The 24,896-nt window shown below is 57.5% G+C and carries 18 protein-coding genes; 9 read left to right on the forward strand and 9 right to left on the reverse strand.

All coding sequences use genetic code 11. The features are described 5' to 3' along the window. Positions 1-130: 130 nt before the first annotated feature. The 6 genes from ACQKLP_RS09120 to ACQKLP_RS09145 form a co-directional block, all read right to left on the reverse strand. A complete protein-coding gene (locus ACQKLP_RS09120) occupies positions 131-2,038 on the reverse strand; it encodes a sodium:solute symporter family protein (protein WP_427322153.1) in 1,908 nt (635 codons plus the stop codon). A gap of 39 nt (positions 2,039-2,077) precedes the next feature. Then, positions 2,078-3,289, reverse strand: coding sequence for a glycoside hydrolase family 130 protein (locus ACQKLP_RS09125; protein WP_427322155.1), 1,212 nt, complete (start codon positions 3,287-3,289; stop codon positions 2,078-2,080). A gap of 49 nt (positions 3,290-3,338) precedes the next feature. Then, positions 3,339-5,153, reverse strand: coding sequence for an aryl-sulfate sulfotransferase (locus ACQKLP_RS09130; protein ID WP_427322157.1), 1,815 nt, complete (start codon positions 5,151-5,153; stop codon positions 3,339-3,341). Between the two features lie 65 nt (positions 5,154-5,218). Further along, positions 5,219-6,844 (reverse strand): RagB/SusD family nutrient uptake outer membrane protein, encoded by a 1,626-nt coding sequence (locus tag ACQKLP_RS09135; protein ID WP_427322159.1) that lies wholly within the window; start codon positions 6,842-6,844, stop codon positions 5,219-5,221. 37 nt (positions 6,845-6,881) lie between these two features. After that, positions 6,882-9,902: a SusC/RagA family TonB-linked outer membrane protein gene (locus ACQKLP_RS09140; protein WP_427322161.1), complete on the reverse strand. Its 3,021-nt coding sequence runs from the start codon at positions 9,900-9,902 to the stop codon at positions 6,882-6,884. Positions 9,903-10,298: 396 nt separating this feature from the next. Then, positions 10,299-11,171: an AraC family transcriptional regulator gene (locus ACQKLP_RS09145; RefSeq protein WP_427322163.1), complete on the reverse strand. Its 873-nt coding sequence runs from the start codon at positions 11,169-11,171 to the stop codon at positions 10,299-10,301. 165 nt (positions 11,172-11,336) lie between these two features. On the opposite strand from ACQKLP_RS09145, the gene ACQKLP_RS09150 reads away from it, so the two are divergent. The 3 genes from ACQKLP_RS09150 to ACQKLP_RS09160 all read left to right on the forward strand — a co-directional run bounded on the left by ACQKLP_RS09150 (position 11,337) and on the right by ACQKLP_RS09160 (position 13,956). Further along, the gene (locus tag ACQKLP_RS09150) at positions 11,337-11,906 is read left to right on the forward strand and encodes a hypothetical protein (RefSeq protein WP_427322165.1); all 570 of its coding nucleotides are present in this window, start codon (positions 11,337-11,339) and stop codon (positions 11,904-11,906) included. Positions 11,907-11,952: 46 nt separating this feature from the next. Continuing rightward, positions 11,953-13,311 (forward strand): S41 family peptidase, encoded by a 1,359-nt coding sequence (locus ACQKLP_RS09155; RefSeq protein ID WP_427322167.1) that lies wholly within the window; start codon positions 11,953-11,955, stop codon positions 13,309-13,311. A 72-nt stretch (positions 13,312-13,383) separates the two neighbouring features. Next, positions 13,384-13,956 (forward strand): YdeI/OmpD-associated family protein, encoded by a 573-nt coding sequence (locus tag ACQKLP_RS09160; RefSeq protein ID WP_427322169.1) that lies wholly within the window; start codon positions 13,384-13,386, stop codon positions 13,954-13,956. A 149-nt stretch (positions 13,957-14,105) separates the two neighbouring features. On the opposite strand, the gene ACQKLP_RS09165 is transcribed toward ACQKLP_RS09160, so the two are convergent. Next, positions 14,106-14,990 carry a LysR family transcriptional regulator gene (locus tag ACQKLP_RS09165; protein ID WP_427322171.1) on the reverse strand — a complete coding sequence of 295 codons (885 nt, stop codon included), beginning with the start codon at positions 14,988-14,990 and terminating at the stop codon, positions 14,106-14,108. A 97-nt stretch (positions 14,991-15,087) separates the two neighbouring features. On the opposite strand from ACQKLP_RS09165, the gene ACQKLP_RS09170 reads away from it, so the two are divergent. Beyond that, positions 15,088-16,311, forward strand: a complete 1,224-nt coding sequence (locus ACQKLP_RS09170) for an MFS transporter (protein ID WP_427322173.1) — start codon at positions 15,088-15,090, stop codon at positions 16,309-16,311. Between the two features lie 172 nt (positions 16,312-16,483). Here ACQKLP_RS09170 and ACQKLP_RS09175 read toward each other — a convergent pair whose 3' ends face one another. Beyond that, complete coding sequence (locus ACQKLP_RS09175; RefSeq protein WP_427322175.1) at positions 16,484-17,656, reverse strand: metallophosphoesterase; 1,173 nt, start codon at positions 17,654-17,656, stop codon at positions 16,484-16,486. Positions 17,657-17,985: 329 nt separating this feature from the next. Here ACQKLP_RS09175 and ACQKLP_RS09180 point away from each other — a divergent pair, with 329 nt between their 5' ends. From ACQKLP_RS09180 to ACQKLP_RS09200, 5 genes are read left to right on the forward strand one after another with little or no spacing between them, the layout of a single operon-like run. Then, on the forward strand, positions 17,986-18,996 hold the full coding sequence (locus ACQKLP_RS09180; RefSeq protein ID WP_427322177.1) for a glycosyltransferase: 1,011 nt from the start codon (positions 17,986-17,988) through the stop codon (positions 18,994-18,996). 4 nt (positions 18,997-19,000) lie between these two features. Then, on the forward strand, positions 19,001-20,872 hold the full coding sequence (locus ACQKLP_RS09185) for a glycosyltransferase (RefSeq protein WP_427322179.1): 1,872 nt from the start codon (positions 19,001-19,003) through the stop codon (positions 20,870-20,872). Next, positions 20,869-21,417: a D-glycero-alpha-D-manno-heptose-1,7-bisphosphate 7-phosphatase gene (locus tag ACQKLP_RS09190; protein ID WP_427322181.1), complete on the forward strand. Its 549-nt coding sequence runs from the start codon at positions 20,869-20,871 to the stop codon at positions 21,415-21,417. The genes ACQKLP_RS09185 and ACQKLP_RS09190 overlap by 4 nt, the downstream gene beginning before the upstream one ends. A gap of 10 nt (positions 21,418-21,427) precedes the next feature. Continuing rightward, the gene (rfaE2, locus tag ACQKLP_RS09195) at positions 21,428-22,885 is read left to right on the forward strand and encodes a D-glycero-beta-D-manno-heptose 1-phosphate adenylyltransferase (RefSeq protein WP_427322183.1); all 1,458 of its coding nucleotides are present in this window, start codon (positions 21,428-21,430) and stop codon (positions 22,883-22,885) included. 3 nt (positions 22,886-22,888) lie between these two features. After that, complete coding sequence (locus ACQKLP_RS09200) at positions 22,889-23,974, forward strand: glycosyltransferase family 9 protein (protein WP_427322184.1); 1,086 nt, start codon at positions 22,889-22,891, stop codon at positions 23,972-23,974. Here ACQKLP_RS09200 and ACQKLP_RS09205 read toward each other — a convergent pair. Further along, positions 23,926-24,894, reverse strand: coding sequence for a glycosyltransferase family 9 protein (locus ACQKLP_RS09205; RefSeq protein ID WP_427322186.1), 969 nt, complete (start codon positions 24,892-24,894; stop codon positions 23,926-23,928). The two genes, ACQKLP_RS09200 and ACQKLP_RS09205, sit on opposite strands and share 49 nt — an antisense overlap. Positions 24,895-24,896: the final 2 nt, after the last annotated feature.

Genomic DNA, 24,896 nt, shown 5'->3' on the forward strand with positions numbered 1-24,896 from the left:
GAAGGGGCGCAAACGCGACAATTTTAGGGTATTTTGAAACTTCCCTGAAAAGTACAACCGCGGCTTCCCTTCGTCTTTTCAAGACAAAGTTAAACCGCGGTTTTGACAGCCTTATGTCAGCAGTAATTTTCTACGCAACCGATTTTTCCATCACCTGTTCCTGCGTACTTTTTCCGATGGTAGCCATGAACCGGTCGTATTCGATAGACTCTTTGTTCATCTTGTCGTACCAGTTTTTCTTGAGGATCAGGGTGGTAATACCCAGCACGAGAACGGTGCTCAGGAGCGACAGTTTGTATTGCAGCACGATGTACATGGGCAGCAGGGTAAGGGCGCATTGCCAAACGATCCCCACGCCGATGTTCACCATATCCCGCCGGAAGTTCCTGTTCGGTTGCAGGCCGGGATAACGCGCCATGGCCTTCGCCGCCACCGGTCCCCAGAAGCCCCAGGGCCGCACGCGCACATAAAACTCCACGAGCGTTTCTTCGTCCACCGGCGGTGAGCTGTATGTGCCGATCAGGCAACCTGCCAGCGATACCACGAGCATGAGGGGGAAGTAATACAACGGCAGGGTATTGGGAAACAGCAGGGGTACGAACATCGCCGCGATGATCCCTGCCGCCATGCCCCAGAAGAACCCGAATCCATTAAAGCGCCACCAATGCCACTTGAGCACATTGGCCGCGATATAGCCGCCATACAGCGCCGAAACGATCCATTGCAGGATGGTATTGATGTTTTGCAAGTAAAAGCCCACGCAGGTGCTGAAGATCACCACCACGGCCGAAATGATATAGCTGGCGCGGATCTGGGTCTTCACCGGCGCCTTGGGATTGATGTACCGCAGATAGATGTCGTTGATCAGGTATGCCGGCGCGGCGTTGACGGTGGAGGCGAAGGTGGAGATGAACGCCGCCAGCAGACTGGCCAGCAGCAATCCCGTCAATCCTGCATGCGAAAACTGGCTGATCGCCCGGGGAAGGATGGTCTCGAAATCGATACCGTTGCCCATCTGCCGGAAATCATCGCTGAAAAATACGATCGCCAGCACGGTGAACCCCATGATCATCAGGTATCTCGGGAACAGGAGGAACACGGAAACCGATGCGCTCATGAGCGAAGCCTCGCGCGGGTTGCGGCAGGCCAGGATCTTCTGCATGTCGTAACTGGGCGCTGGCCCGGCCATGCTGAAGAATATTCCCTTGAAAAGCATCATCATCACGAAAATGGCAAACAATCCGTACTGGTCGCCGCTGATCTTGTCCATGATCGCCGGGATGTGGTGGCTCCAGTCGAGCCCCAGCTCCCAGCCGAAGAAAGGCGTATCCCATCCGGCCGGGACTTTCGCCGCCAATGCTTCCGGGCTCACCGCATTGATGGCCGTTACGGCGATGGTAACGCCGGAAATCGTCATGATGGTGAATTGCACGGCATCGGCCCATACGATCCCTTCCATTCCGCCCATGATCACGTACAGGGTGGCGATGCTGGTAAAGAAAATCCCGTACAGATGAGGGACGTACTCGGGAGCTACATGAAAAGGAACGTAATTGGAAACCATGTCCCACGGCAGGAAAACCTCGATGAACTTGCCTACGCCGATAAATCCGTAGCAGAGGAACCCTACCACGCCGATCACCGCGTAACAAACCACCACCCCGTGCGCCAATCCCGCGCCGTTGCCGAACCCGAAGCGCGTCCGGATCCATTCTGCACCGGTCCGCGCATTGCTGCGCCGCAGCCACATGGAGAGGTAGACCATCATGAAAATCTGGTTGAATACCGGCCACAGCCAGGGTACCCACAGGCTTTTCAGACCGTAAACGAAAGCCAGGTATACCATCCACATCGTCCCCGAAATGTCGAACATCCCGGAAGCGTCAGACAGGCCCAGCATATACCAGGGCAGCTTTTTGCCGCCGAGGAAATAGCCATCGAGGTTCCTGGCGGCCCGTTTTTTCACGATGAGGCCGATCACCACCATGGCGGCGAGATATACGGCGATTATGATCAAGTCGATTAATGCAAGCTTCATTGTCTGGTGTTCCTTGTAACGTGGTAAAAGGCGGTAAAGTTAGATGAATTTCGGGCTGGCGGAAGACTTTTCCATTTGCTGCTCGAAAGCGAGGTTCCGGTCGATCAGCTCGTTGATCCGCTGAACGGACGAAGCCGACCGCAGGCCGTCTTCCGGCGTATGGAGGCAGTAATCCAGCAGTTTATCGACGGTGGTGGTGGCCACATGCATCCGTGTGTCGCTGGAAGCGTAGTAAATGTACACGGTACCGTCGTCGTCGCAGATCCAGCCGTTGGAGAAAAGTACGTTGGACACGTCTCCCACGCGCTCGATGTCTTCGGGCGCCATGAGGTACCCCGCGGGCTCGGCGATCTGGCGGGAGGGCTCGTCGAGCGCCGTGAGGTAGAGGTACAGCACGTACCGGAGCCCTGCGGCGCAGGCGCGCACGCCGTGGGCGAGGTGCAGCCATCCTTTGGAAGTCTTGATGGGATGGGGGCCTTCGCCGTTCTTCAGTTCCTTTATCGTGTGGTAATATCTGCGGTTGATGATCGTTTCCTGCTCAATAACGGGGTGGAGTATGTCTTTGACCAGCGCCCAGCCGATACCGCCGCCGCGCCCGGCCATGATGAAATCGTCTTGCGGACGGGTATAGAACGCATAACAGCCATCTACGAATTCGGGATGCAGCACCACATTCCGCTGCTGGCTGGTTGAGCGCAGGTTGGGCAGGCGCTCCCAGGCCTGGAAGTCTTTCGTCCGCACGATGCCCGCGCTGGCCATGGCGGTAGACAGATCGCCGGGCGCCGCATCGGGGTGATGGCGCTCGCTGCAGAACACGCCGTAAATCCAGCCGTCTTCATGCGCGGTGAGGCGGATGTCGTACACGTTGGTTTCGTGGGGATCGGTGTCCGGGATTTCCACGGGCCGCGGCCAGAACCGGAACTGGTCGGTCCCGTTCGGGCTTTCGGCGATGGCGAAAAAGGATTTCCTGTCTACCCCTTCCACGCGCACCATCATGAGGTATTTTCCGTTCCATTTGATGGCGCCGGCGTTCATAGTGGTGTTGACGCCGATGCGTTCCATACAGTGCGGGTTAGACTGCGGGTTCTGGTCGTACCGCCAGTTAAGCGGGATATGTTCGTGGGTGATGACCGGGTTGCGGTATCGCTGCACGACGCCGTTGTGGTACGAAGCGGGAGAGTTAGGCTGGGCCAGCAGGGCCTCCTGTCGCTGAACGAGGGTTTCCCAGCGTTGCTGAAACTGGTCTTTCATGTGTTTTCCTTTCTTCTGCAATTGTTAAAAGTCCAAAAAAATCTGTTGTCTAATAGGTTTCGGGGTAGAGGGATAAACGGGTAACTCTGTGGAAGGCGGTGCCGCTGGGTGCGGTGATCTCCATCTCGAAAATCACTTCTTTCGTGGCCGGGTCCACTTCCACCACGCGGCCGCCGAACCCTTTGGCGGTAGGTACGCCCATACCGGGGAAGAACATAATGTGGCCGGTCTGCTTCAAATACTGGACGCCGGAAAGCGCCTGCGAGAACGCGGCGGCACCGCGGTTTTTACCGTAAGACCATACCTGCTGCACGGTACCCTTCGCTTCGTCGATCTTGTATTCTACGGCGCGACTGTAATTCTGCGCCTGCGAATTGGGGATGAACTGGCGGTCGTACCCGTTGTCGAACACGAGGATATTGCCGTTGGGCAGGCTCACGGGCGTGTGCGGGCCCCAGGCCCAGTCGAACCCCGGCGCCGCGGCCTCTCCATTCACAACGGCAACGTCCGTAACCGCGTTCCCGGCTTCATCGACCGGTTTGAGCAGGAACCGCTGGAATTTGTCGCCCCAGTTTTTATGCGGCGAAAGGATCCATTTCAGCGTACCGCCGGCCGTATAGGAAAAAACGCCCTGGTAGCGGCAGGTGATGAGCAGGTTGCCGAGGTGCTCGGCTACGGAGTTGTTATGCGCCCAGTTGCCGGGCGATTGTGCGAAGGGGCCGGGCGTGGAGCCGTCGGGCAACTTCGGATAGCGCGAAGTGTCGAGCATCGTAGCCAGGTCCCACTCATGGGCGATGGTGCCGTTGACGGGGTCGAGCTCGATGATGAAGTCGTTGACGCGCGGCTTGCCGTTGGCGAGCCGGGCGGAAGATTTGCTCACGGTCACGAGGAAGTTCCCGTTTTGGGCTTCCGCCACTTCGTGATGGAAGGTATAGCCGAGAGCGGCGAGGTCCCACTTGCGGAGGAGCTTCCCGAACATATCCATCTCCACGATCCGGTGCTGTTGCCCATCTCCGGAGATGAAAGTCCCTTTTTTCGTACGTTTCAGGCCGATGGAAGCGCCGAACCGCTGGAAGTCCGGGGAGTTCTTCAGGAGCAGTATCCACCTGATCTCGCCTTCCGCATCTACCATATAAGGCGCGGAAACGTCGATCTCGCTTTCACCGGGATAGTTCACCAGGTTCAGGCCCGGTTCCATTTTGGCCGTTTGGGCAACGATGGTTTGGGGAATGGCGAAGCCCTGCATGGGCAAGGGGGCCGTCTGGATGCGGAGCTGCGTGGCGCCGCGTTCCTTCCCGTCTTTATCGGTATAGGTGAGGGTGATGGTGTTGTTATAGTTGGCGTACAGGCCGAGAATGGGCACATCCTGCCTTACGAGCGTGGATTGCAGCAGGTGGGTGATGGTGCCGGAAGTGCCTTCTTTTCCTGCCACCGTCACGCGGATGCGGCCCGCCGCGGGCAACCGGAGCTCGGCCAGGGCGGCGAGGGGATTGCAGCCCGAGGGGTTCAGCGTCACGCCTTCCACCATAAAATCGAGGTTGCCGCCTTTCGTAGGCACGGTAACCACCTTGCCGCCGCGAAGCGTTACCAGCGTTTTCCATTTGTCTTGCTGGTCCTGCACCTGCGCGATCTCTTCCGCGGGAATGCGGATTTCTTCCGTTTCGAAGCGGAAAGTATAAACGCCGCCGGAAAGGGTGTAGCCGTTGAGCAGGCTGCCGATGTCGGCGAGGCGTTCGAATGTCTTTTGAATAGCGGGGTCTGGTGTATCGTTGCCACGGTTTTTGCGGCAGGAGGTCAGCGACGCGATGAGGAGGACGGGAAGAATGGTCCGGGTAAGCCCTTGCATCAGGTTGTTCACTTTCATATACGCGAGAGGATAAAAGGCCGGGAACGATGCCCGTTCCCGGCCGGTGATTCACATTTTACATATTACCAAAGCGGGTGCTGCCTGATCGCTGTGTTCGTGTTCAGCTCATTCTGCGGAATGGGCAGGTAGTAGTGTTTCTGCTGGAAGTTTTCGGCGCCCTGTTTCTTGTTGGCCACCAGGATCTGCTTCATGTCTGCATAATTGTACCAGCGTTTCAGGTCGAAGAAGCGGTGCCCTTCGAAGAAGAACTCCAGTTCGTTCTGGTGTATCACTTCCGCCATGATGGCGTCTGCGGAGCCCCAGGTTTTCGGGGCAAGCCCGGCGCGGTTGCGGATGCGCGTGAGGTCTGCGGCGGCATCGCCGAGTTTGTTGGTCTTGGCGCAGGCTTCGGCATGCAGCAGGAGCACTTCCGCGAAGCGCATCACGCGCAGGTTGTTGTTCTGGTTCGCCTGGTTGTAATGGCTGTTGGCGTCTTTGACGTTCTTGTAGTAGTTGGTGAACTTCTTGATGAGGAAGCGCCCTTTCTTACCGTCGATCGTCGGGTAGTCGGGCTGGCCGCGGAGGCGTTTGGATGCGGAGGCTTCCCAGATCTCGTCGAACGACATATTCCCGAACCACGCGCCATCGGGCACGTTGTCAGTGAAATCGGAATGTTTCCAGAAAAAGCTGGTGTACATCCGCTTGTCGAAGCGCGTGTCGGAGCCAGCGGGCCTTTGTTCCTGCACGAAGCTGGACACGATGGAGGCGGTGGGCATCCATTTGAACCAGCCGCCGGTGCCCTGGGGCCCTGTGAAGTTGGGGATCACGAAGCCCTGCGTGTCGTTGGGGCCTTCCGAGCCCCAGGCGCCCTGTCCGAAGCTGCCGTCATACTGGATCTCGAACACGGATTCCTTGTTGTTCTCCGTGTATTCGGTGAAGTTATCGCCGAATTCGGCGGTGAGGTCGTAGGCGTAAGGTGCGCTCAGCAGCAGCCGCAGTTCCGTTTCGGCTTCCGCGTATTGTTTGGTATAGCACAATGCTTTACCGAGATGGGCGATGGCGGCGCCTTTGGTCACGCGGCCGGATTCTTTCGCGGGGCGGGTCACGGGGAGGAATTCCTTCGCCGTTTTGAAGTCGGCGATCACCTGTTTCCAGATATCGGCCTCGGGCGAGGACGCTTTCATCACTTCGGCCTGATCATCCAGTGCCGGTACGAGGCGCAGGGGCACATCGCCGAAATTGGTAACGAGGAGGAAGTAGGTGTATCCGCGGAGGAATGCGGCTTCGCCGTAGAGCTCGTTTTTCTTGGCGTCGCTCATGGGCACGTTCCGCACGTTCTTCATCACTACATTGGCGCGGTTGATAGCCTGGTACAGCCGGTCGAAATCGCTTTCGGCGGTGTTGGGCGTATTGGTGTAGGTGGCGGGCTCCCAGTTGTGCATTTCCTCGTTGAGGATGAACCAGACATCGTCTGCGCGGTTCATGGTATGCCAGCCGGTGTAACCGCCGAAGTAGCCGTACATCTGCCCGCGGATGGGGGAGTAGACGGTGGCCATGGCAGCCTGTGCGTTGGCTTCCGACGTCCAGAAGGTTTTATCTACAGCCTGGTTGGGATTCGTCAGGTTGAGGAATTCCGATTCGTTGCAGGCTGCGAACGTGCACGCCAGGAAGGCGGCGAATGAAGTTCTTTTTATAGTGGAAAAGTTCATTTTTTTCATTTTTCGGTCGATGTTGTGGATGACAGTCTTAGAAGTTCACCTGGAGGCCTACCATGATCGTTCTCGCGAGGGGGAAACGGCCGTGGTCGGTACCTCTGGTCATGGTGCCGCCGCCGCCGCCGTTCTGCTCGTTGTTCTGGCCGAGGTCGGGGGAGTAGCCCTTGTATTTGGTGATGGTGAAAGCGTTATCCATAGCGGCATACACCCTGGCGTCGCGGAAACGTGCTTTCTGCACGAGCGTGTTGGGCAGGGAATAGCCGAGCTCCAGCGTTTTGAGGCGGAGGAAATTGCCGCTCTCCAGCCAGCGGTCGCTCACGCGGCGGGCATTCTTGTTTTTGTCTTCCTGCGTGAAGCGGGGCATATCGGTGTTGCGGTTCGTTTCCGTCCAGGCATCGAGCGCGCGGATACCGAAGTTGGTATACTCGTTCATGGATTCCATCCGGGCGCGGGTATAGTTATAGATTTTGTTGCCGGTCATACCGTCGAAGAAGAACCCGAAGTCGATCCCTTTATATTCCAGCGATCCGCGGATGCCGTACATGAAGCTGGGGAAGGGGCTGCCTGCGAACTGGCGGTCGTCGTCACCGATCTTGCCGTCGCCGTTGAAGTCGATATAACGGATATCGCCGGGCTTCGCATCAGGCTGGATGAGCTTGCCGTCTTTCCCTACGTGTGCGTTCACTTCCTCCTGGCTCTGGAACAGGCCGTCGGTTTTGGTCACGAAGAACGAGCCGATGGGATAGCCCACTTTCGCCCAGGTTACCGTGCCTTCGCCCTGCGGGTTGTAACCGCCGAATTCCTGGATGGTGCTGCTTACGGTAATGGCCTTCACGCTGTTTTTCGCGGTGGAGCCGTTTACGCCGATGCTGTAGTTCACCTGGCCGATGTTGTTCCGGTAATTCACGAGCACTTCATATCCGGTGTTGCGGATGATACCGGCGTTCATCGGGGGGCTGCCCTTGATGCCGGTGGAACCGGGCTGGCCGATGTTCAGCAGTACGCCGTCGGTTTCCTTGATGAAGTAATCGGCGTTCAGCGTCAGCTTGCCTTTCAGGAAGCTCGCGTCCAGGCCGATGTTGCTGGTTTTGGTCTCTTCCCAGGTCAGCTGCGGAAGGGCTACCCATTCCACACCCGTGTTGGTACCCATCCACCAGGTACCGCCCTGGATGTAGTTGATACCGCTGGTGCTGATGCTCTGGGTGGTATAGTTGCCGATTTCCTGGTTGCCCAGCACGCCGTAGCTGGCGCGGAGCTTCAGCTCGTCGATGGAGTTTTTCAACGGCGCGAAGAAGTTTTCGTTCATCACGTTCCAGCCTACGGAAACGGAGGGGAACACGCCGAACTGGTGGCCCGGCGCGAACCTGGACGATCCGTCGCGGCGAACGGACGCGGAGAACAGGTACTTCGAATCATAGCTGTACATCACGCGGCCGAACATGGATACGAGGGCGTTTTCCTGCAGCGAACCGTTGGTGGATTGCTGTGTGGTAGGCCCTGCGTTGATCGCGTCGGTACCAAAGGGAACGTCGAGGCGGCTGGCGCCGAACCCGCGGTTGGAGTTCTTCTGCGCGGCATAGCCCACCACTGCGGAAATATTGTGGTTGCCGATCTCGTTATCGTAGTGAAGGGTGTTCTCCGCCAGCCATTGGTTGTTGAAGAACGCTCCTTCGGCGAGGCGCGACTGGTAAGCACCGGAACCGAAATCATAGGGTACGTTCGCGTTGTAGTTGCGGCCGTTGTTGCGGTTGATGCCGAGGTTGAATTTGTATTTCAGTCCTTTCACGAACAGGTCTACTTCCGCATAACCGTTCACGAGCAGCTCGTTCACATGTTGCTGTTCGTTGAACAGCATCGAGCGGCCGACGGGGTTGTCCATGTTCTTCATCCAGGGCGAGATGCCGGTGTAGCCGCCAAGCTGGTTGGGGTTGTAAACGGTCATCAGCGGGTTCTGGCGGAGCGCATCGGTGATGGTCATCGAGTTGATCTGCTTGTTGGAATTGCGCAGCAAAATGGTGCTTCCCAGGCGTACGTGATCGTTCAGGAAGTTGAAGGTGTTTTTTGCGCGGATGTTGTAGGATTTGAAACCGGAATTGAGGATAACGCCTTTCTGGTTGATATAACCTGCGGAGAGGTTGTAGGTGGAACGTGCGGTACCGCCGGCCACGCTGAGGTTCAGCTTGGAGATGGGGGCGGAGCGGTAAACTTCGTCCTGCCAGTTGGTGCCTTCGCCCTGGAAGTCTACGGCTTCCTGGGGCAGGTAACCGGATTGTTTCATGACGGTTTTCCACTGCTGGGCATCGAGCACGCCCAGTTTGCGGGTCACGTTCTGAACGCCGGTCAGGGCGTTGATGTTCACGGTAGGCGCCATGTCTTTGCGGCCGCTTTTGGTGGTAACGAGCACCACGCCGTTGGCGGCGCGGGCACCGTAGATCGCTGCTGCGGATGCGTCTTTGAGCACTTCGATGCTGGCGATGTCTGCGGGGTCTACCATGTTCATGTCGCCATACATGCCGTCGATGACGTATAGCGGCGTGTTGGAGCCGAGGGAGCTGAGGCCGCGGATGTTGATGCTCATGCCGGCGCCGGGCTGGCCGCCGCTGTTGGAGACGGTAACGCCGGCGATGCGGCCCTGGAGGGCGGATGCGGCGCTCTTGGCGATGTCTGCCTGGAGGTCTTTCCCGGTCACGGAAGCTACCGCGCCCGTGAGGTCTTTTCTTTTCACACGGCCATAACCGACAACGATCACTTCTTCGAGCCTGCTGTCAGACTCCAGTGTGATGGCCACGTTGGCCGATTCGCCGACTTTGATTTCGGTCTTTTGCATGCCCACGGAAGAGAATTCCAGGGTCTGGCCCTTTTCGACGTCCAGCGAGAAATTGCCGTTGGCGTCCGTAGTCGTGCCTTTGTTAGTGCCCTTGATGCGGACAGTGGCGCCGGGGATCCGGTTGTTTTCCCTGTCGGTCACCGTGCCCTTGAGCGGGCGCGCCTGCTGCGCCAATGCGTTGAGGCTGAATACTCCAAATAGCAGTATGAATGCGATTTTTTTCATACGTAGAAGCGGATTTTTTAAGTGTATTGAAGAAAGGTGTTATGTCTGATTGGCCCGCTGCGGGGCGCGTTTGCTTATCATTTTGGTTGCTGTCCCTTTTTTATCCGGTGGTAAAGCTAGAAGATTGGTGCTTCGGAGGATTGACCGTATTGCTCAATTTGATTGAACAATCAGTTCAATTTTGCAGGCCGGTGGAATGATGATGGCGCTAACAGGCGCTGCATGTCCGGCTGCAGGCGAAAGTCCCTGCAGTGGCAGTTCAGGGAATATTAAATGTCGGATTGACGCGCTGATTCAGCAGGGTCGGGCAGGTTGGAGAAGTTTACTTGTGGGAAGGTTTTGTTGTACGATTTGTTCAATCGGGTTGAACTGCTGCGTCAGTAGCTTTCCCGGAAATCAGATGATGGTTTGATGTTTCCGGGACATGTCGCGGTACTCCACCGGCGTGATGCCTTTTGCTTTTTTGAAAACGCGGTAGAAGTAGGAAACGCTGTTGAAACCGCAACGGCCCACCACGTCCGGAACGGGCGCTCCGGCCTTCAGCTCCTGGATGGCGAGGTTGATGCGCACGTCCAGCAAATAGTCCGTGAAATTCATGCCGGTATGCAGTTTCAGGAACCGCGCGAAGGTAGACCGGCTCATGTTGAGGACCGCCGCGGCGTCGGTCATCCCGATGTCTCCCGACACCTGCCGGTTGATGAACGTCCGCAACTGCTGCAATTGCCGCTCGGCGCTGTTGATCTCCGGCGTGGCGGTGCTCGACAGCTCGCGGTAGTCGTCTCCTTTCGACAATTCGTGCAGCAGCATCAAAAAACGCATCACGGAATAAAATCCGTCGGTTTCCATGGTGAGGATGCGCAGGAGCGGCTGCACCCTGTCTATGGTTGCCGTCCCGAAACTCACGCCCCTGGCCGCCCGCAAAAAAAGCTGGCGGACGCTGCGGAACTGGTTCTTGTCAAGATATTGCTCGATGAGCGAAGAATGGAACTGGATCGTGATCTCATGGATATTGCTGGAAGTACAGGCCCCGTCTTTCCAGGCGTGCTTCAGCTCCGGATTGGCGATCAGCACCAGGTCCCGCTCGCCGATGGTTTCCACCGAATCGCCGATGACCCGCTCCGCCCCGGGCGCCCCTTCCACGAAATTCAGCTCGAACTCAGGATGCACGTGCACGGGAAAGGTGAACGACGACTTCCTTCTGTCGAAAACAACAAAGCAATCTTTCTCCGATAAAGGCGATTTCTCGCGGTAAATCTCGGGCGTAGTCATAATCTCGGCGGTCTAAAAACGTGTTATGCGGCTTAAATGTAACGATTTAGCGGAAATTTAGCAGGAAACGGAAAATGGGGCCGCCATTCCCGTGGTTTTGATTTTGGAAGAATGTTACTATTTTGGGAATGGCATACATTCCCGTCCCTAACCCGATCAAATATTATGTTATCCCGATCAGACGTTTCTTTATTCCTCCGGGCCTGGCCCGAAATACTGCGGCCCGATGCGTTGGCCATTGGTAAACATTTATCCGGCATCCTCGAAAGCGATCGTGCTATCTTCGAATACGACCATCCCATGTTTTCGCTGGACGGGGAGCAGGTGCAGATCCCGGCGCGTATCTATTGCCGGGAACCGGATTTCGACGCGGAGATGCCGCAATTCACGGAAACGCAGCTGCGCATTTATCATTGCACCTTTCTCCGGAATCACGACGGATTTGTCCGGCAACGGGCCCTGGCCGCGCTGGACAAAGATCTTGATTACTGGATGATTCCGTTCGTCCTGCAACTGCTCGGAGAATACGTTATTGAGATCATCCAGGACCTGGATGCGTACATCACGGGAGGGAACATGACAACTTTCGCTCGGTTCGTGAAAGAAAACCCGGCATACTGGCGGTTGACGGAAGACCGGATCGGGAGTTACTGGGTGTATTACCGCGACCGGTTCCCCGACATCCGGCAATACCCCGCCAGGATGATCGCCAACAGAATTAACGCAGCTTTATGAATTGGCCTGTATCCTCTTTTTCGGATTTTACCTACCTTTTCATTCCATGAATAGAATTGTTTATTGCCTCCTGCTGCTGATTACCGGGAATACATTCGCCCAAAGCCCCCTCACGCGCGCCCAGGCCATTTCCGATATCGATTATTATGTGCGGACGATGAAAGCTTCGCATTATTCGCCGTTCGCGGAAATTACCGAAAAGGAATTCGACCGGCGGACGGCGGAGATCAAAAACGCCATCGGCGACACCATCTCCATCCCGGAATTTTTGTGGAAGATGTACGCAATCACCGCCCTCACCGGCGATGCCCACGCCACTCCGCAGCTCGGCCAGCCGGCTTTCCGTGACGATTTCCAAAGCCCGTTGTTCTTCCCGTACCGGTTGTTGCAAGACAAAAACGGCGTGTACGTTCCCCGTATGATGGCTATCGTGCACGGCCTGGAGCCGGGTGAACCTATCGTCAGCATCAACGGTATAAGGATGGATGCGCTGCGCAGGGAATTGGATACGCACCTGGCCGGTCTGCCCGCCTTCCGCCGGGAAGCAGGTATTCGGCTTTTTTCGTATTTCCTTTACCTGAAAGGCGTACGCCCGCCATTTACGGTAACGTTCCGGGAGAAAGGATCGCCACGCACGGTAATTCAACAGCGCGTTCCGTTGAAAGCGGCGCTGGCGGTGAGTATGCCCCATATCACGGAGCCGTTCGTTTTTGAAGTGCGTGACGGGAAGGTGGGGTACCTGGACGTGCGGACGCTGAGCGCCAGTCCCGCCAAATTCTCCGCCTTCCTTGATTCCGCTTTCACCGCGTTCCGGCAGGCGAACGTACATACGCTGGCGGTAGACCTGCGGAACAATAGCGGCGGTAACACCGATCTGGCCGATATTTTGCTCAGTTACATCACCCGCAAACCCTACTCCTGGGGCCGCAAAAGCTGGAAGATCAGCCAGCCGTACAAGGATGCGCTCATCGCCAACGGCGATACCGCAGCGTCCTACCTGCGCCGGGAAAATGGTACCATCTGGAATTCCAGCGATCCCCTCGCGCAGAAGCTGCCTTCGCGGCATGCGGATTCCCTGTTCAACGGGAAAGTATATTTCATTACCGGCCCGTTCACCTTCTCCAGCGCCATGGCCCTCGCCGATGTCGTGAAAACCTGGAAACTGGGCACCATCGTGGGCGAGCCTACCGGCGAAAGGACGAAGGATTACGGCGAAGCGTTCACCATCGAACTACCGGCCAGCAAAATCCGCATCCAGTCTACGTCTTCACTCAGTCATGGAGCTGGCGGCACCCGCGCCGGGAATATGCCGGTGATGCCCGACGTGCCCGTCAATTCGGAAGTTGCCGACGACCGGCGCGGCATCGACCGCGCCATGGCATACATCCTCCGGCAGGCGAAGTAAAAAATAGTTGGCAGGCTACTGACATAAGGCTGTCAATCCCCCGGAATACATTTGCATTACAAACCCATTCAAATGTTGAAACAGGAAACGCCTACATTTACGCCCGAAAGCCGCCAGGCATGGCGCCAGTGGCTGAAACAGCACCATCAGACCGAAACATCGGTATGGCTGGTCATGTATAAACAGCAATCCGGAAAGCCCGTCATCAACTGGAGCGAGGCGGTAGACGAGGCGCTGTGCTTCGGGTGGATCGACAGTACCCGCAAAACGCTCGACGAGCATACGTTCATCCAGTTTTTCAGCCGCCGGAAGCCGAACAGCAACTGGTCGAAAATCAATAAGGACAAGGTGGAAAAGCTGATCGCCGCCAAAAGAATGACGAAAGCCGGCCTGCGGTGCATTGAAGTGGCCAGGCAAAACGGTTCCTGGACGATCCTCGACCAAGTGGAGCAATATCTCATCCCCAAAGACCTGGAAAAAGCGTTCAAATCCTATCCCGGCGCCAAAACCTGGTTTACGAGCCAGGCAAAATCGGTACAGAAGCTCATGCTGACGTGGATCGCCATGGCTAAGCGCCCCGAAACGCGGGAAAAACGGGTGGCTGCCGTTGCCGAAGCGGCAGGGCGGAAAGAGCGGGCGTTGTAACGTCGCTTCAATTCAGGAATAATTTTATCATTGCTGCCAATTCGGTGATGCTGGAGATATTCAGCTTTTCGAGAAATCCGGCTTTTGTAGATATTCGCCGGCGGCGGTACGGCGCTTGTATTCCCGCGTCGGAGATGCGGGTCGGTTTGTTACCCCATCCGCTTCGAGGTTTCCTTCAGCAACCGGTAAAACTCCGTTACCGCTTTCTTTTCGTACGATTCCCGCAGCGAAATGATCATCGCTTTGCGGCGCATGTTTTTTCCGGTGATGGGGACTGTCGTAACGCCGTCTTCCTGCCGGATGGAGGTACGGATGAGGATGGAGTACCATTCGCCCGAGCGCACTACTTCCAGGAGCATGTGGATGTCGTTGATCTCGAGGGAAATATTGGGGGAGAGGTTTTTCTGGGACAATACTTCGGAGATGAAGGCCCTCGTGCTGTAGCCCTGTGCGGGCAATGCAAGCGGCAGGCGGGCGGCTTCTTCCAGGCTCACGCTTTTCTTTTTCGCCAGTGGCATCCCGGGCGCCATGACGAGCGTCATGGGCGATTCGAAAAGCATCTGGTAGCGGAGGTCCTTTTCCTTTTCCGCTTCATGGAACGTGAGCACGAAGTCGAATTCGAAATGCTGGAGTTTTTCGATCATTTCCGAAGACGTTCCGAGTACCACCTGCACCCGGATGTTGGGGTGCGTTTCCATAAACCGGATGAGGGCGGGGGCGAGTACCGGGCGCAGGCCGTAGGTGAGGCCGATCCGGATTTCGCCGGTTTCGAGGTTGTTGAGGTCGCGCAGCACCTGGAGCCCGCTTTCCGCCTTGTGGACGCTTTGCAGCGCGTAGTCGGAAAACAGTTGCCCGGCTTCGGTGATCACCACGCGCTTGCCGACGCGGTTGAACAACGGCACGCCCAGCTCGTCTTCCAGCTGCTTGATCTGCTGCGAAAGCGTGCTCTGGCTGATATGCAGCAATCTCGCCGCTTCCGTGAAATTCCCCATTTCCTTCGCTTTCAGAAAATACCGCAGCTGTCGCAGTTCCATAATTGATCGGTTTTATCGATGGATGTGATAGAAAAATACCGTTTTACAAATTTAGGCATTGTTGGGAACTTTGCCGGGAAACAAACCGTCTTACCCGATGGATGCCGTTCAACAGACCCTTTCGCCTTCCCGGCGCCTCAGTATCGTATTGGGATTCACACAAATCCTTTTATGGGGTGGTTCCTTCTTCCTCATGGCCATCGTGGGCGGGCCGATCGTCCGGGATACGGGCTGGTCGCACGAGACGGTATATGGCGCCTTATCGCTGGCGTTGCTCATTTCCGGGCTCATGGCGCCTTTCATCGGCCGGGTGATCGGCAAGCCCCGGGGCGAGCGGCTCATGCGGTTCAGCGGGCTCGTCATCGCGGCCGGACTGGCCATCGCAGCCCTCGCGCCGCATGTGACCGTGTTTTTCCTGGGATGGGCCGTTATCGGGACGGGCATGGCGCTCGGATTGTACGATGCGCTCTTTGCCGCACTGGGCAAGCGTTACGGCGCTACGGCCGGCAAAGCCTTCACTTATATCACGCTCATTTCCGGATTCTGTACTACCATCATCTGGCCTTTGCTCACCTTGCTACTGGGGCAGTTTGGCTGGCGAAACACACTGCTCATTTACGCGGCAGTATTGGCGGCGGTTATTTTTCCCGTTTATACTTACATCTTCCCGAAAAACAGTGCAAGTACCCCGCGGCCCGCGCCTAAACCCCTCCGAGACATCGCCCGGCGTGCAACCGGCGAGCCGAAAGTCTATTACCTGGTGATGGTCCACCTCACCATCGGCGCCATCCTTATGACGGGCATGTCTGTCCATATGATCGATATACTGCGGAACAATGGATTATCGCTCCCCGCGGCCGTGGGCATCGGCGCGCTGCTGGGCCCGAGCCAGGTGGGCGTGCGGTTCCTGGACCTTTTCTGGCCGAAAAAGTCGCAACTGACGGCTACGGCCATTTCATCGGCCGGCGTGCTGGCAGGGATGGGCCTGTTGCTGGGGAGCCCTGCGCTGGCGGCGATGGGCATCGTTGCTTACGGGGTAGGGAACGGGATGCGGACGATCCTCAGGGGCACGCTGCCATTGCATCTGTTCGGGGCAGACGGTTATGCGGCGCTCATGGGCAAACTGGCGCGCCCGCAGCTTATCGCGCAGGCGGCTACGCCGTTCGTAGGCGGATGGGTGATCCAGTCGATGGGCGTGTCGGTATTTGTATGGGTATTGGCCGTGCTCGCAGGATGCAATCTGATTATTTCGTTGCTCATCCGCAAAACCGCTTTGGTGCGCACGATCGCAGCGCCGGCCGTTATCCGGAAAGCTTCCTGAAATCCGGATGCAGCGCAAAAGAAAACCCGCTCTGTTGAGCGGGCTTGCCTGACATATTATCGCTTGCAGATCTCGCCGCAAATTCTCGCCTGTAACTCATCGTAGTGGCTACGTGCGCGCTTTTTTGAAATGTTGTTGTGGCGGAGATGTCATTTCCTATTGCAGTACATACCTATTTCGCCGGTTTCAATATCACTTCATCGATCTTCTTTCCCGACAAATCAAACACTTCGATCTGCAATTGCTTCGCATCCGCTTTGGCTTTCACGATGGAGGTATTGGAGTTCACCAGCACCGGGAAGTTCCAGGCGCCGGCTTCGGGCATCCTTTTCACGTTGCGGTGCAGATGGCCGGACAGCATCACCTGCGCCCCTGCCTGGTTCAGCAGCGGCACGAATTTTTCCGCCACTTCCTTTTCCCCATGCCAGCCACCAAACGGCGGAATGTGGGCGATCACTACTTTATACGGCGCTTCGGTGTATTCCGGCCGTTTCAGCGCCTCCTTCAACCAGGCGGCCTGCCGGGTGCGGTAAGCGTCATAGTCTGCGATGCCGGTATATTCGATGTCGGAATCGGGCTTGTCTTCCCCCGTATCCAGCACCACGAAGCAAACGGGCCCGGTGCGGAAAATATAGTACAGCTGGCCGTCGGCCGTAGGGAAGTACCGCGGGAACGCACTGGCGAACTCGCCCCGCGTTTCGTGGTTACCACGGGCGTAATACATGGGCACACGGTCGGCGAAAACGCTGATCGCCGTATCCATGAACGAGCTGAATATCTGTGCTTCGTTGCGGGAATTGTTCTGCATGTCGCCGTTGAAGAACACCAGCTGGTTTTGTTTCCAGTCAACCTGCGAGAGCAGTTTCTTCAGCACGTCGCTTTGCTGGTGGATGTCGTTCACCATGGCGAAGCCGGTTTCCGTAGCCTGGGGATCGAGGGTGGTGAAAGTGGGCAGCTCGGCGCGGTAAGCGGCGCTGGCGGCGATGTTGCCGTATTTGACGATGTAGCTTTCGTGGCTGAGGATTTCCTGCGAATAGATGCGGTAACGGTACTTTGTGGCGGGTTGCAATCCTTCGATGCGCACATTGTGCACCATGCCTTCCGTTTTCTGTCCATGTGCCGCCGCGAAATATTTCGGGCGCTCCCTGGCGTAAAAATGAGAATCATCCATAGGCGCCAGCTCTACCCAGGCGATGGAATTTTTGCTGGTCGTCCACACGATATTGACGCCGGTTTCCCCAAGCGCCTGTAAATACGGGCCATGTGTAATTTTGAAAGCTTCTTGGCTGAATGCCAACAGCGGGGCCATGATAAGGGCGCCCAGCAGCAATAGGTAATTTTTCATCAAAGTAAGGATTAAGATAGCCGGTTTCCTGCGGCGCAAACAAGATAGGGGGAAATTATCAAGAATCCGAATGGTTCCCTGGCGGCAACGGCAACATCGTCCCGGCAATTATACCGAAAAGGGGAACGAATCGCCACAGGTGAGCATTTTAGTCAACACATGCCGCCAGTCCGGCGATCCGCCTGGCCCTTCCGTCCATAGCCAGGGATACACGACGTTTTTCCGCTGATACTTCTGCCGGGCGCTCCGTTGTTCCTCCAATGAAAGCCAATGCTGTTGCTTGTTTGGTTCGCTTCTTGGTCGATAAGCCATTAAACGCACGACAGACGATGGCTATCCTCAACAAACCCAGGCTCCGCATTTTTACATGGCATGTACACGGCAGTTACCTCTTTTACCTGTCGCAGGGAGATTATGATATATTCATTCCCGTTAGGCCCGAAAAGGGCGAAGGATATTGGGGAAGGGGAGAAACGTTCCCTTTTGGGGACAACGTGCGGGAAATCCCCGCAGACCAGGTCCGTCATCAGCATTTCGATCTCATCTTATTCCAGTCCGAAAGCAATTACCGTACAGACCAGTACGCCATTCTCTCGGAAGCGCAACGGCAGTTGCCCCGGATTTACCTGGAGCACAATACACCTGCCGGCCCTGCGGCGGCAACGCCGCATCCTGCAAATGATCCGGGGATATTGCTTGTGCATGTCACGCATTATAACCGGTTGATGTGGGACAACCACAGCACGCCCACGATGGTGATCCCGCACGGGGTTACGGACACTCCCGTGCCCTGGACGGGCGGGCTGGCCCGCGGGCTTACTGTCGTCAATCACATGAAACAGCGCGGCCGCGCGCTGGGCTGGGACCTCCTCGCCGAGGCGCGCAGCCGCCTCCCGATCGATCTTGCCGGCATGGGCAATGGTGCCTCCGGTATCGGGGAAATCCTGCATCCGCAGCTGCCTGCCGCCCGCGCACGGTACCGTTTTCTTTTCCATCCCATCCGCCACACCAGCCTCGCGCTCGCCGTTTGCGAAGCCATGATGCAGGGGATGCCCGTGGCAGGCCTGGCGGTTACGGAGCTTGCGGCCGTTATTCAGCATGAACAGAACGGGATTGCTCATACGGATATTAATGTGTTATTCGACGGTATGGAACGCCTCCTGCGCGACCATGCCTACGCCCGGCGCATTGGCCTGGCAGGCCGCGAAACCGCCAGGGAACTATTCAATATCCGCCGTTTTACGGCCGACTGGGAAGATGCGTTTCATCTGGCCATTACTGCCCAGGCCGCAACGGTTGTATCGGGCCCCATGCATTCAGATCATCAAATAAATAGTTAAGCATATGCGAAAAAGAATAGCGATCATCAGCGAGCATGCCTCTCCGCTGGCCATTTTGGGCGGTGTAGACGCCGGCGGCCAAAACGTTTACGTTGGTGAACTGGCGCAGCAACTTGCAAGAAAAGGATTTGAAGTCGACGTTTTTACCCGCCGCGAACATCCCGGGATCCCGCGATGCGTCAAGTGGCGCGATAACGTGCGGATCGTGCATGTAGATGCAGGCCCGGTGGAATATATCGAGAAGGAAAGGCTGCTGCCGTTCATGCCCGCGTTTCGCGACGATATGCTTTTGTTCATCGAAACGGAACAGCTAAGTTATGCTGTGGTACACGCCAATTTCTTCATGTCGGCCCTGGTGGCGATGGAGCTGAAAGCCCGGCTTGGCATCCCGTTCGTGGTAACGTTCCACGCCCTGGGATACGTGCGGCGGATGCACCAGGGCGCACGCGACCGCTTCCCCGAAGCGCGGCTTCAGATCGAAACCGACGTGGTGGCTTCGGCAGACAGGATCATCGCGGAATGCCCGCAGGACCGCGACGATCTGGTGCATTTCTATAACGCTGCGCCGGAGAAGATCGCGTTGATCCCCTGCGGGGTGGATACGGAGGCGTTTTACCCCGTAGACAGGCAGCTGGCGCGCATGCGGCTGCAATTGCCGGCCACTGGCCCCGTGCTGTTGCAGTTGGGAAGAATGGTGCCGCGTAAGGGCGTCGATAACGTGGTCCGTGCATTGCCCCTGCTGAAGAGCTCTCCGGATGCGCACCTGCTGATCGTTGGCGGAGCAACGGAGACCTGCGGCGAGCCCGAAGCGGAAGTGGTCCGTTTGCAGCAGCTGGCGGCAGATCTGGGGGTAAGCGATCGGATCACTTTCATGGGACAAAAGAAGCGGGACGAACTGAAATACTTTTATTCTGCCGCAGACCTGTTTATCACTACGCCCTGGTATGAGCCCTTCGGCATCACGCCGCTGGAAGCGATGGCCTGTGCTACGCCGGTGATCGGCGCGGCTGTGGGTGGCATCAAATACAGTGTCCGCGACGGGAAAACGGGCCGGCTCGTGCCGCCCAACGACCCGGCGGCGCTGGCGGAAGCCGTTGATGAATTGATGTCGCAACCGGCGTTGCTGGCCGCTATGGCCGGGAACGCGGTGAGACGGGTGAAGGCGGCTTTCACCTGGCGGATGGTCGCCGAAAAGATGATCGTGGTATTCAGGGAGATATTGGCAGCCCGGCAGCCGGAGCAACGGCAAACGGCCGACCTCGATTTCATCGACGGCGCTTTTTCGCACCTCGCCGAAGTGGTGGAGCAATGCAGCCGTCATTTACGGAAACCTTTGCTGGAGGCGGCGGAGCAGATGAGCGACTGTTTGTCGAAAGGGGGGAAGGTACTCGTTTGCGGCAATGGGGGCAGCGCGGCGGAAAGCCAGCATTTTGCGGCGGAGCTCATGGGAAGATTCGAATTGGCGCACCGGCCGGGATTGCCGGTCGTGAGCCTCACTGCCGATACGGCTTTGCTGACGGCCTGGTCTAACGACATCGGGTTCGACGATGTTTTTGCCCGGCAGGTGCAGGCGTTGGCGACAAAGGGCGATATCCTGTTCTGCATCAGTACCAGCGGCAGTTCGCCAAACATCCTGCGGGCGCTCGAAGCGGCGAAAGAAAAACAGGTGTTTTGCATCAACCTGTTGGGAAAAGACGGCGGGGACGCCGCCGCCTACGGCCACCTGAACGTCATTGTACCCACCGGCAGTACGGTGCGGATCCAGGAACTGCAACTGCATGCGCTGCATACGCTCTGCGGACTGATAGAACGAAAACTTTTCAGCAACTCCGGCAGCGAAACAGGCGTGGAGTCGGATAAAATCGCGGTAGCATGAGGAAGGCGGTGTTTTTCGATAAAGACGGGACCCTCGTGCGGGACGTTCCCTATAACACAGACCCGGAACGCATTGCGCTGGAACCGGGCGCCGGAGAGGCTGTCGGACAGCTGCGCCGGCGCGGTTTCGCGCTCGTCCTCGTTTCCAATCAAAGCGGTGTTGCGCGCGGGATGTTCCATGAAGATGCGTTGCAGGCGGTGAGGGAACGGCTGGAGGAATTGCTGAACGTCCCGTTTGACGGGTTTTACTGTTGCCCGCATCATCCCCAGGGCACGGTGCAGCCATACAACCGCGATTGCTCCTGCCGCAAGCCGAAGCCCGGCCTGCTGTTGCGGGCCGCGGACGATCTTGGCCTCGAACTTCAGCACTGCTGGATGGTGGGCGATATCCTGCACGATGTGGAAGCGGGCAACCGCGCCGGCTGCAGAACCATTTTACTCGACAATGGCCACGAAACGGAATGGGAGCGCAATGCGCTCAGGAGCCCGGATTTTATTGCAGACAACCTGCTGGAAGCGGCGGGCTGGATTATTCGAAACGACTAAAAGGAACGACATGTATCAGCAAATCATATCGAGATTTACTTCCTGCGCCGTACTGGTGATCGGAGATCTTATCATCGACAGGTATCTCCATGGTCAGAGCCACCGCCTTTGCCCGGAGGGGCCGGTGCCGGTGGTAGAGATGACGGAAGCATCGGAAGCGCCTGGCGGCGCGGCGAATACCGCGGTTAATTTACGGGAACTTGGCGCAGCGGTTACATTTTGCAGCGTGGCAGGTGCGGATGAAAACGGCCGGCATGCACAGGCGATGCTGGAATCGCGCGGTATAGCGGCGCGGTTCGTGTTTGCGGAGGAAAGGCGGAGCATCGTGAAGTCGAGAGTGCTTGCAGGCCGGCAATTGGTAGCGCGGCTGGATGAAGGAACGGAGACGCCGTTGTCACCTGCTACGGAATCAGCTTTTATCGAACTGCTGGAAACCGCCAGCGATGGGCATTGCGCCATCGTGATCGCCGATTACGGCAAGGGCGTCTTTACGCCGGGCGTCATTGCTGCGCTGGAAAAAATCCGGCGGCGAACGGAGGTGTACCTGGCAGTGGATTCCCGGCATGCGGAAGTTTTTAAACGGCTGCGCCCGTCGCTGGTGAAACCCAATTACCAGGAAGCGCTCCTGCTGATGGGGCAAACCGCATCGGCCAACCGTCCGGCGCAGGTGAAAGCTGCGGCCGCTGGTATCTGCGCGGCCACGGGAGCGGCGGTAGCGGCCGTTACGTTGGACGAAGACGGCGCCGTGATCATCGCCGGAGGGATTCCGCAGGCCACGCTGCCCGCGCGGCCGGTGTCGCATCCCAACGTGAACGGTGCGGGCGATGCATATATCAGTGCATTCACGCTGGCGGCGGTTTGCGGGGCGGAGGCCGCGGAATCGGCCTGGCTCGCCGGCGAAGCGGCCGCCATTGCCATCTCCCGGCCGGGTACCGCGTATTGCAGTCATGCCGAATTGCTGGCGCAGGCGGCAGCCACGGGCAAGTTGCTGTATTCCGCGGTTGAAGCGGCCGCGCTCAGCAGCTATTATAAATCGCTGGGTAAAAAAGTGGTTTTCACGAACGGATGCTTCGACATTCTCCACAGCGGGCATGTGGCCTGCCTGGAAGCGGCGGCGGAACTGGGAGACGTGCTGATCGTAGGCGTTAATTCGGATGCGGGGATCCGGCGGAACAAGGGCGCCCATCGCCCCATCAACGCGTTGAAAGAACGTATCCAGGTGTTGGCGGGACTTTCAGCGATCACGCATCTCATCTCGTTTGAAGAGGATACCCCCGTGTCGCTGATCTCCGCCATACGCCCCGATGTTTTCGTGAAAGGGGGGGATTATGCCGGGAAAGAATTGCCGGAAGCCTCACTGGTAAAACAATTGGGAGGAGAAGTCCGGTTACTGCCGCTCGTGCCCGGGCGTTCCACTACTTCCGTTATCAGGCGCATACACAGCGATCCCGTGCTGAAATCGGTTTAATACATGAAAAACATTCTCGTTATAAGGCTGGATAATATGGGCGACGTGCTCATGTCTACCCCCGCGGTCCGCGCGCTGAAGGAACATTTCGGCGCGGCGATCACGCTGCTCACATCCGCCGCAGGCGCATCTATTGCGGCTCACATCCCGGTCGTCGACGCGATCATTACCTGGGAAGCGCCCTGGGTAAAGGGGGGAGACGGTGCGGATATCGGCGGAATGGCGGCGCGTCTCGCTGCCATGCATTTCGATGCGGCGGTAATTTTTACCGTATGCACCCAAAACCCGCTACCCGCCGCCATGCTGGCTTTTATGGCCGGCATTCCCATCCGGGCGGCGTATTGCCGGGAAAACCCCTATGCCTTGCTCACCCACTGGATCCCGGACGCAGAACCGTACGAAACCCTCCGCCACCAGGTGCTCCGCGATCTTTCACTCGCTGCATCGCTGGGTGCCGGAATGGATAATGAAGACCTTTCCCTGCAGTCCAACTATCCACATGAAGCATTACGGGCTCGCCTGAAGGAAGCGGGCGTTGACACGGATAAACCTTACATCGTGCTCAATTGTGGTGTCAGTGAAGCCAAACGGAAATATCCCGCCGCTTCCTGGGATGCTGTTGCCCGGGAAATCGTTGCCACGACAGGCATGCAGGTAATCTGTACGGGCATGCCGGGGGATGTGACGGAGGCGCAGCGGATTGCGGGAGCATGCGGGCCATTGGGATTTTCGCTGGCCGGCCGCCTGCCGATGGAGGTATTTTTGTCGCTGGTAAAACATGCGGCGCTCGTACTCACGGCCAATACAGGCCCGGCACATATTGCAGCCGCGCTGGGAACGCCGGTGGTGGTGGCTTACGCTAAAACCAATCCGCAGCATACGCCATGGAACGGCATTTCGTCGGTTTTGTATTTTGATGTGCCGTTGATGATCAACAGCCGGAATTTAGCGGTCAGATTTGTAGGAAGGAAGTATTTCTCCGGCGATCATCGGGTTGCCACACCGGAAAATATGGTGGCCGAAGCGTTGCGCCTGCTCCGCTACCGTGATAATTCAATCGCCGAATCTATCACCTGTCCTAATTCCTGATCTTTTTTCCAGTCGTAAAGATGATGCAGCGCGGTATTCAACGGCCCCCAGCGCGCAGGTTCCCCGTCCATGCTGATGACCACCGATGGCGTCCGCAACGCGTAGGATACATGCGCCGCGCCGGTACAGTTGCTGACGAGCAGCCGTGCGCCGCGCAGCAACACGGCAAGACTGCCCAGGGTTGTTCTTCCCGCCAGATCGATGGCCGGGTGTTGCATCTGCTGCATCACGGCCTGCGTCAGTTCTTTTTCACCCTCCGTTCCGGTTAATATTACCGGCCAGCCTTCTTCCGCCAGCACATCCGCCACTTTTGCGAAATATTCGACAGGCCATTGCCGCGATGGATCCCTCGAACCGGGATGGATGCAGACGTATTGATGGTGCTCCGCATCCAGGTTTAGCAGCCTGTATTCGGCTTCGTCTGTTGGAGTAATGGGAAATTCCAGGTAATCTCCCCATAGCGGGATGCCCAGGTATTGCAGCAGCGCCAGGTGGCGGTGGATTTCGTGCGGATGTTCGGGATAGGGGAGGAACGACAGCGGATTGGGACAATCTTCCGGCGGCTTCCAGAAGCCCGCGGTCAACTGGGCGCCCAGTTCCGGGAGCAGGCCGTTAACGATGCAGCCGCTGCCCTGCATCTGGACCAGCAGGTCGAAATGTTTGGCGCGCATCGCTTCGGCGAATGCATCGAAATCGCCGGGCGCCTGCTCCGGAAGGCCCGCCACGCCCGGGAAATGCACGAAATGATCGATGTACCTGGAAAAACGGGAAACGAACTCCGCCGCCCAGGGCAGGCCCAGTAACGTAATTTCCGATTCCGGGAAAGCCGCGCGCAATGCACGGAACGCGGGAACGGCGCAGAGCAGGTCGCCCAGTTGCAGGGCGCGGAGGATCGCTATGTTCCGGATATTGTTCAGCATAC

The organism is Chitinophaga sp. NPDC101104, assembly GCF_050277495.1.
Classification (GTDB): domain Bacteria; phylum Bacteroidota; class Bacteroidia; order Chitinophagales; family Chitinophagaceae; genus Chitinophaga.

Coding starts and splice junctions, on each gene's coding strand:
- ACQKLP_RS09120 (WP_427322153.1), bottom strand. CDS start 2,038: ATGAAGCTTGCATTAATCGACTTGATCATAATCGCCGTATATCTCGCC.
- ACQKLP_RS09125 (WP_427322155.1), bottom strand. CDS start 3,289: ATGAAAGACCAGTTTCAGCAACGCTGGGAAACCCTCGTTCAGCGACAG.
- ACQKLP_RS09130 (WP_427322157.1), bottom strand. CDS start 5,153: ATGAAAGTGAACAACCTGATGCAAGGGCTTACCCGGACCATTCTTCCC.
- ACQKLP_RS09135 (WP_427322159.1), bottom strand. CDS start 6,844: ATGAACTTTTCCACTATAAAAAGAACTTCATTCGCCGCCTTCCTGGCG.
- ACQKLP_RS09140 (WP_427322161.1), bottom strand. CDS start 9,902: ATGAAAAAAATCGCATTCATACTGCTATTTGGAGTATTCAGCCTCAAC.
- ACQKLP_RS09145 (WP_427322163.1), bottom strand. CDS start 11,171: ATGACTACGCCCGAGATTTACCGCGAGAAATCGCCTTTATCGGAGAAA.
- ACQKLP_RS09150 (WP_427322165.1), top strand. CDS start 11,337: ATGTTATCCCGATCAGACGTTTCTTTATTCCTCCGGGCCTGGCCCGAA.
- ACQKLP_RS09155 (WP_427322167.1), top strand. CDS start 11,953: ATGAATAGAATTGTTTATTGCCTCCTGCTGCTGATTACCGGGAATACA.
- ACQKLP_RS09160 (WP_427322169.1), top strand. CDS start 13,384: ATGTTGAAACAGGAAACGCCTACATTTACGCCCGAAAGCCGCCAGGCA.
- ACQKLP_RS09165 (WP_427322171.1), bottom strand. CDS start 14,990: ATGGAACTGCGACAGCTGCGGTATTTTCTGAAAGCGAAGGAAATGGGG.
- ACQKLP_RS09170 (WP_427322173.1), top strand. CDS start 15,088: ATGGATGCCGTTCAACAGACCCTTTCGCCTTCCCGGCGCCTCAGTATC.
- ACQKLP_RS09175 (WP_427322175.1), bottom strand. CDS start 17,656: ATGAAAAATTACCTATTGCTGCTGGGCGCCCTTATCATGGCCCCGCTG.
- ACQKLP_RS09180 (WP_427322177.1), top strand. CDS start 17,986: ATGGCTATCCTCAACAAACCCAGGCTCCGCATTTTTACATGGCATGTA.
- ACQKLP_RS09185 (WP_427322179.1), top strand. CDS start 19,001: ATGCGAAAAAGAATAGCGATCATCAGCGAGCATGCCTCTCCGCTGGCC.
- ACQKLP_RS09190 (WP_427322181.1), top strand. CDS start 20,869: ATGAGGAAGGCGGTGTTTTTCGATAAAGACGGGACCCTCGTGCGGGAC.
- rfaE2 (WP_427322183.1), top strand. CDS start 21,428: ATGTATCAGCAAATCATATCGAGATTTACTTCCTGCGCCGTACTGGTG.
- ACQKLP_RS09200 (WP_427322184.1), top strand. CDS start 22,889: ATGAAAAACATTCTCGTTATAAGGCTGGATAATATGGGCGACGTGCTC.
- ACQKLP_RS09205 (WP_427322186.1), bottom strand. CDS start 24,894: ATGCTGAACAATATCCGGAACATAGCGATCCTCCGCGCCCTGCAACTG.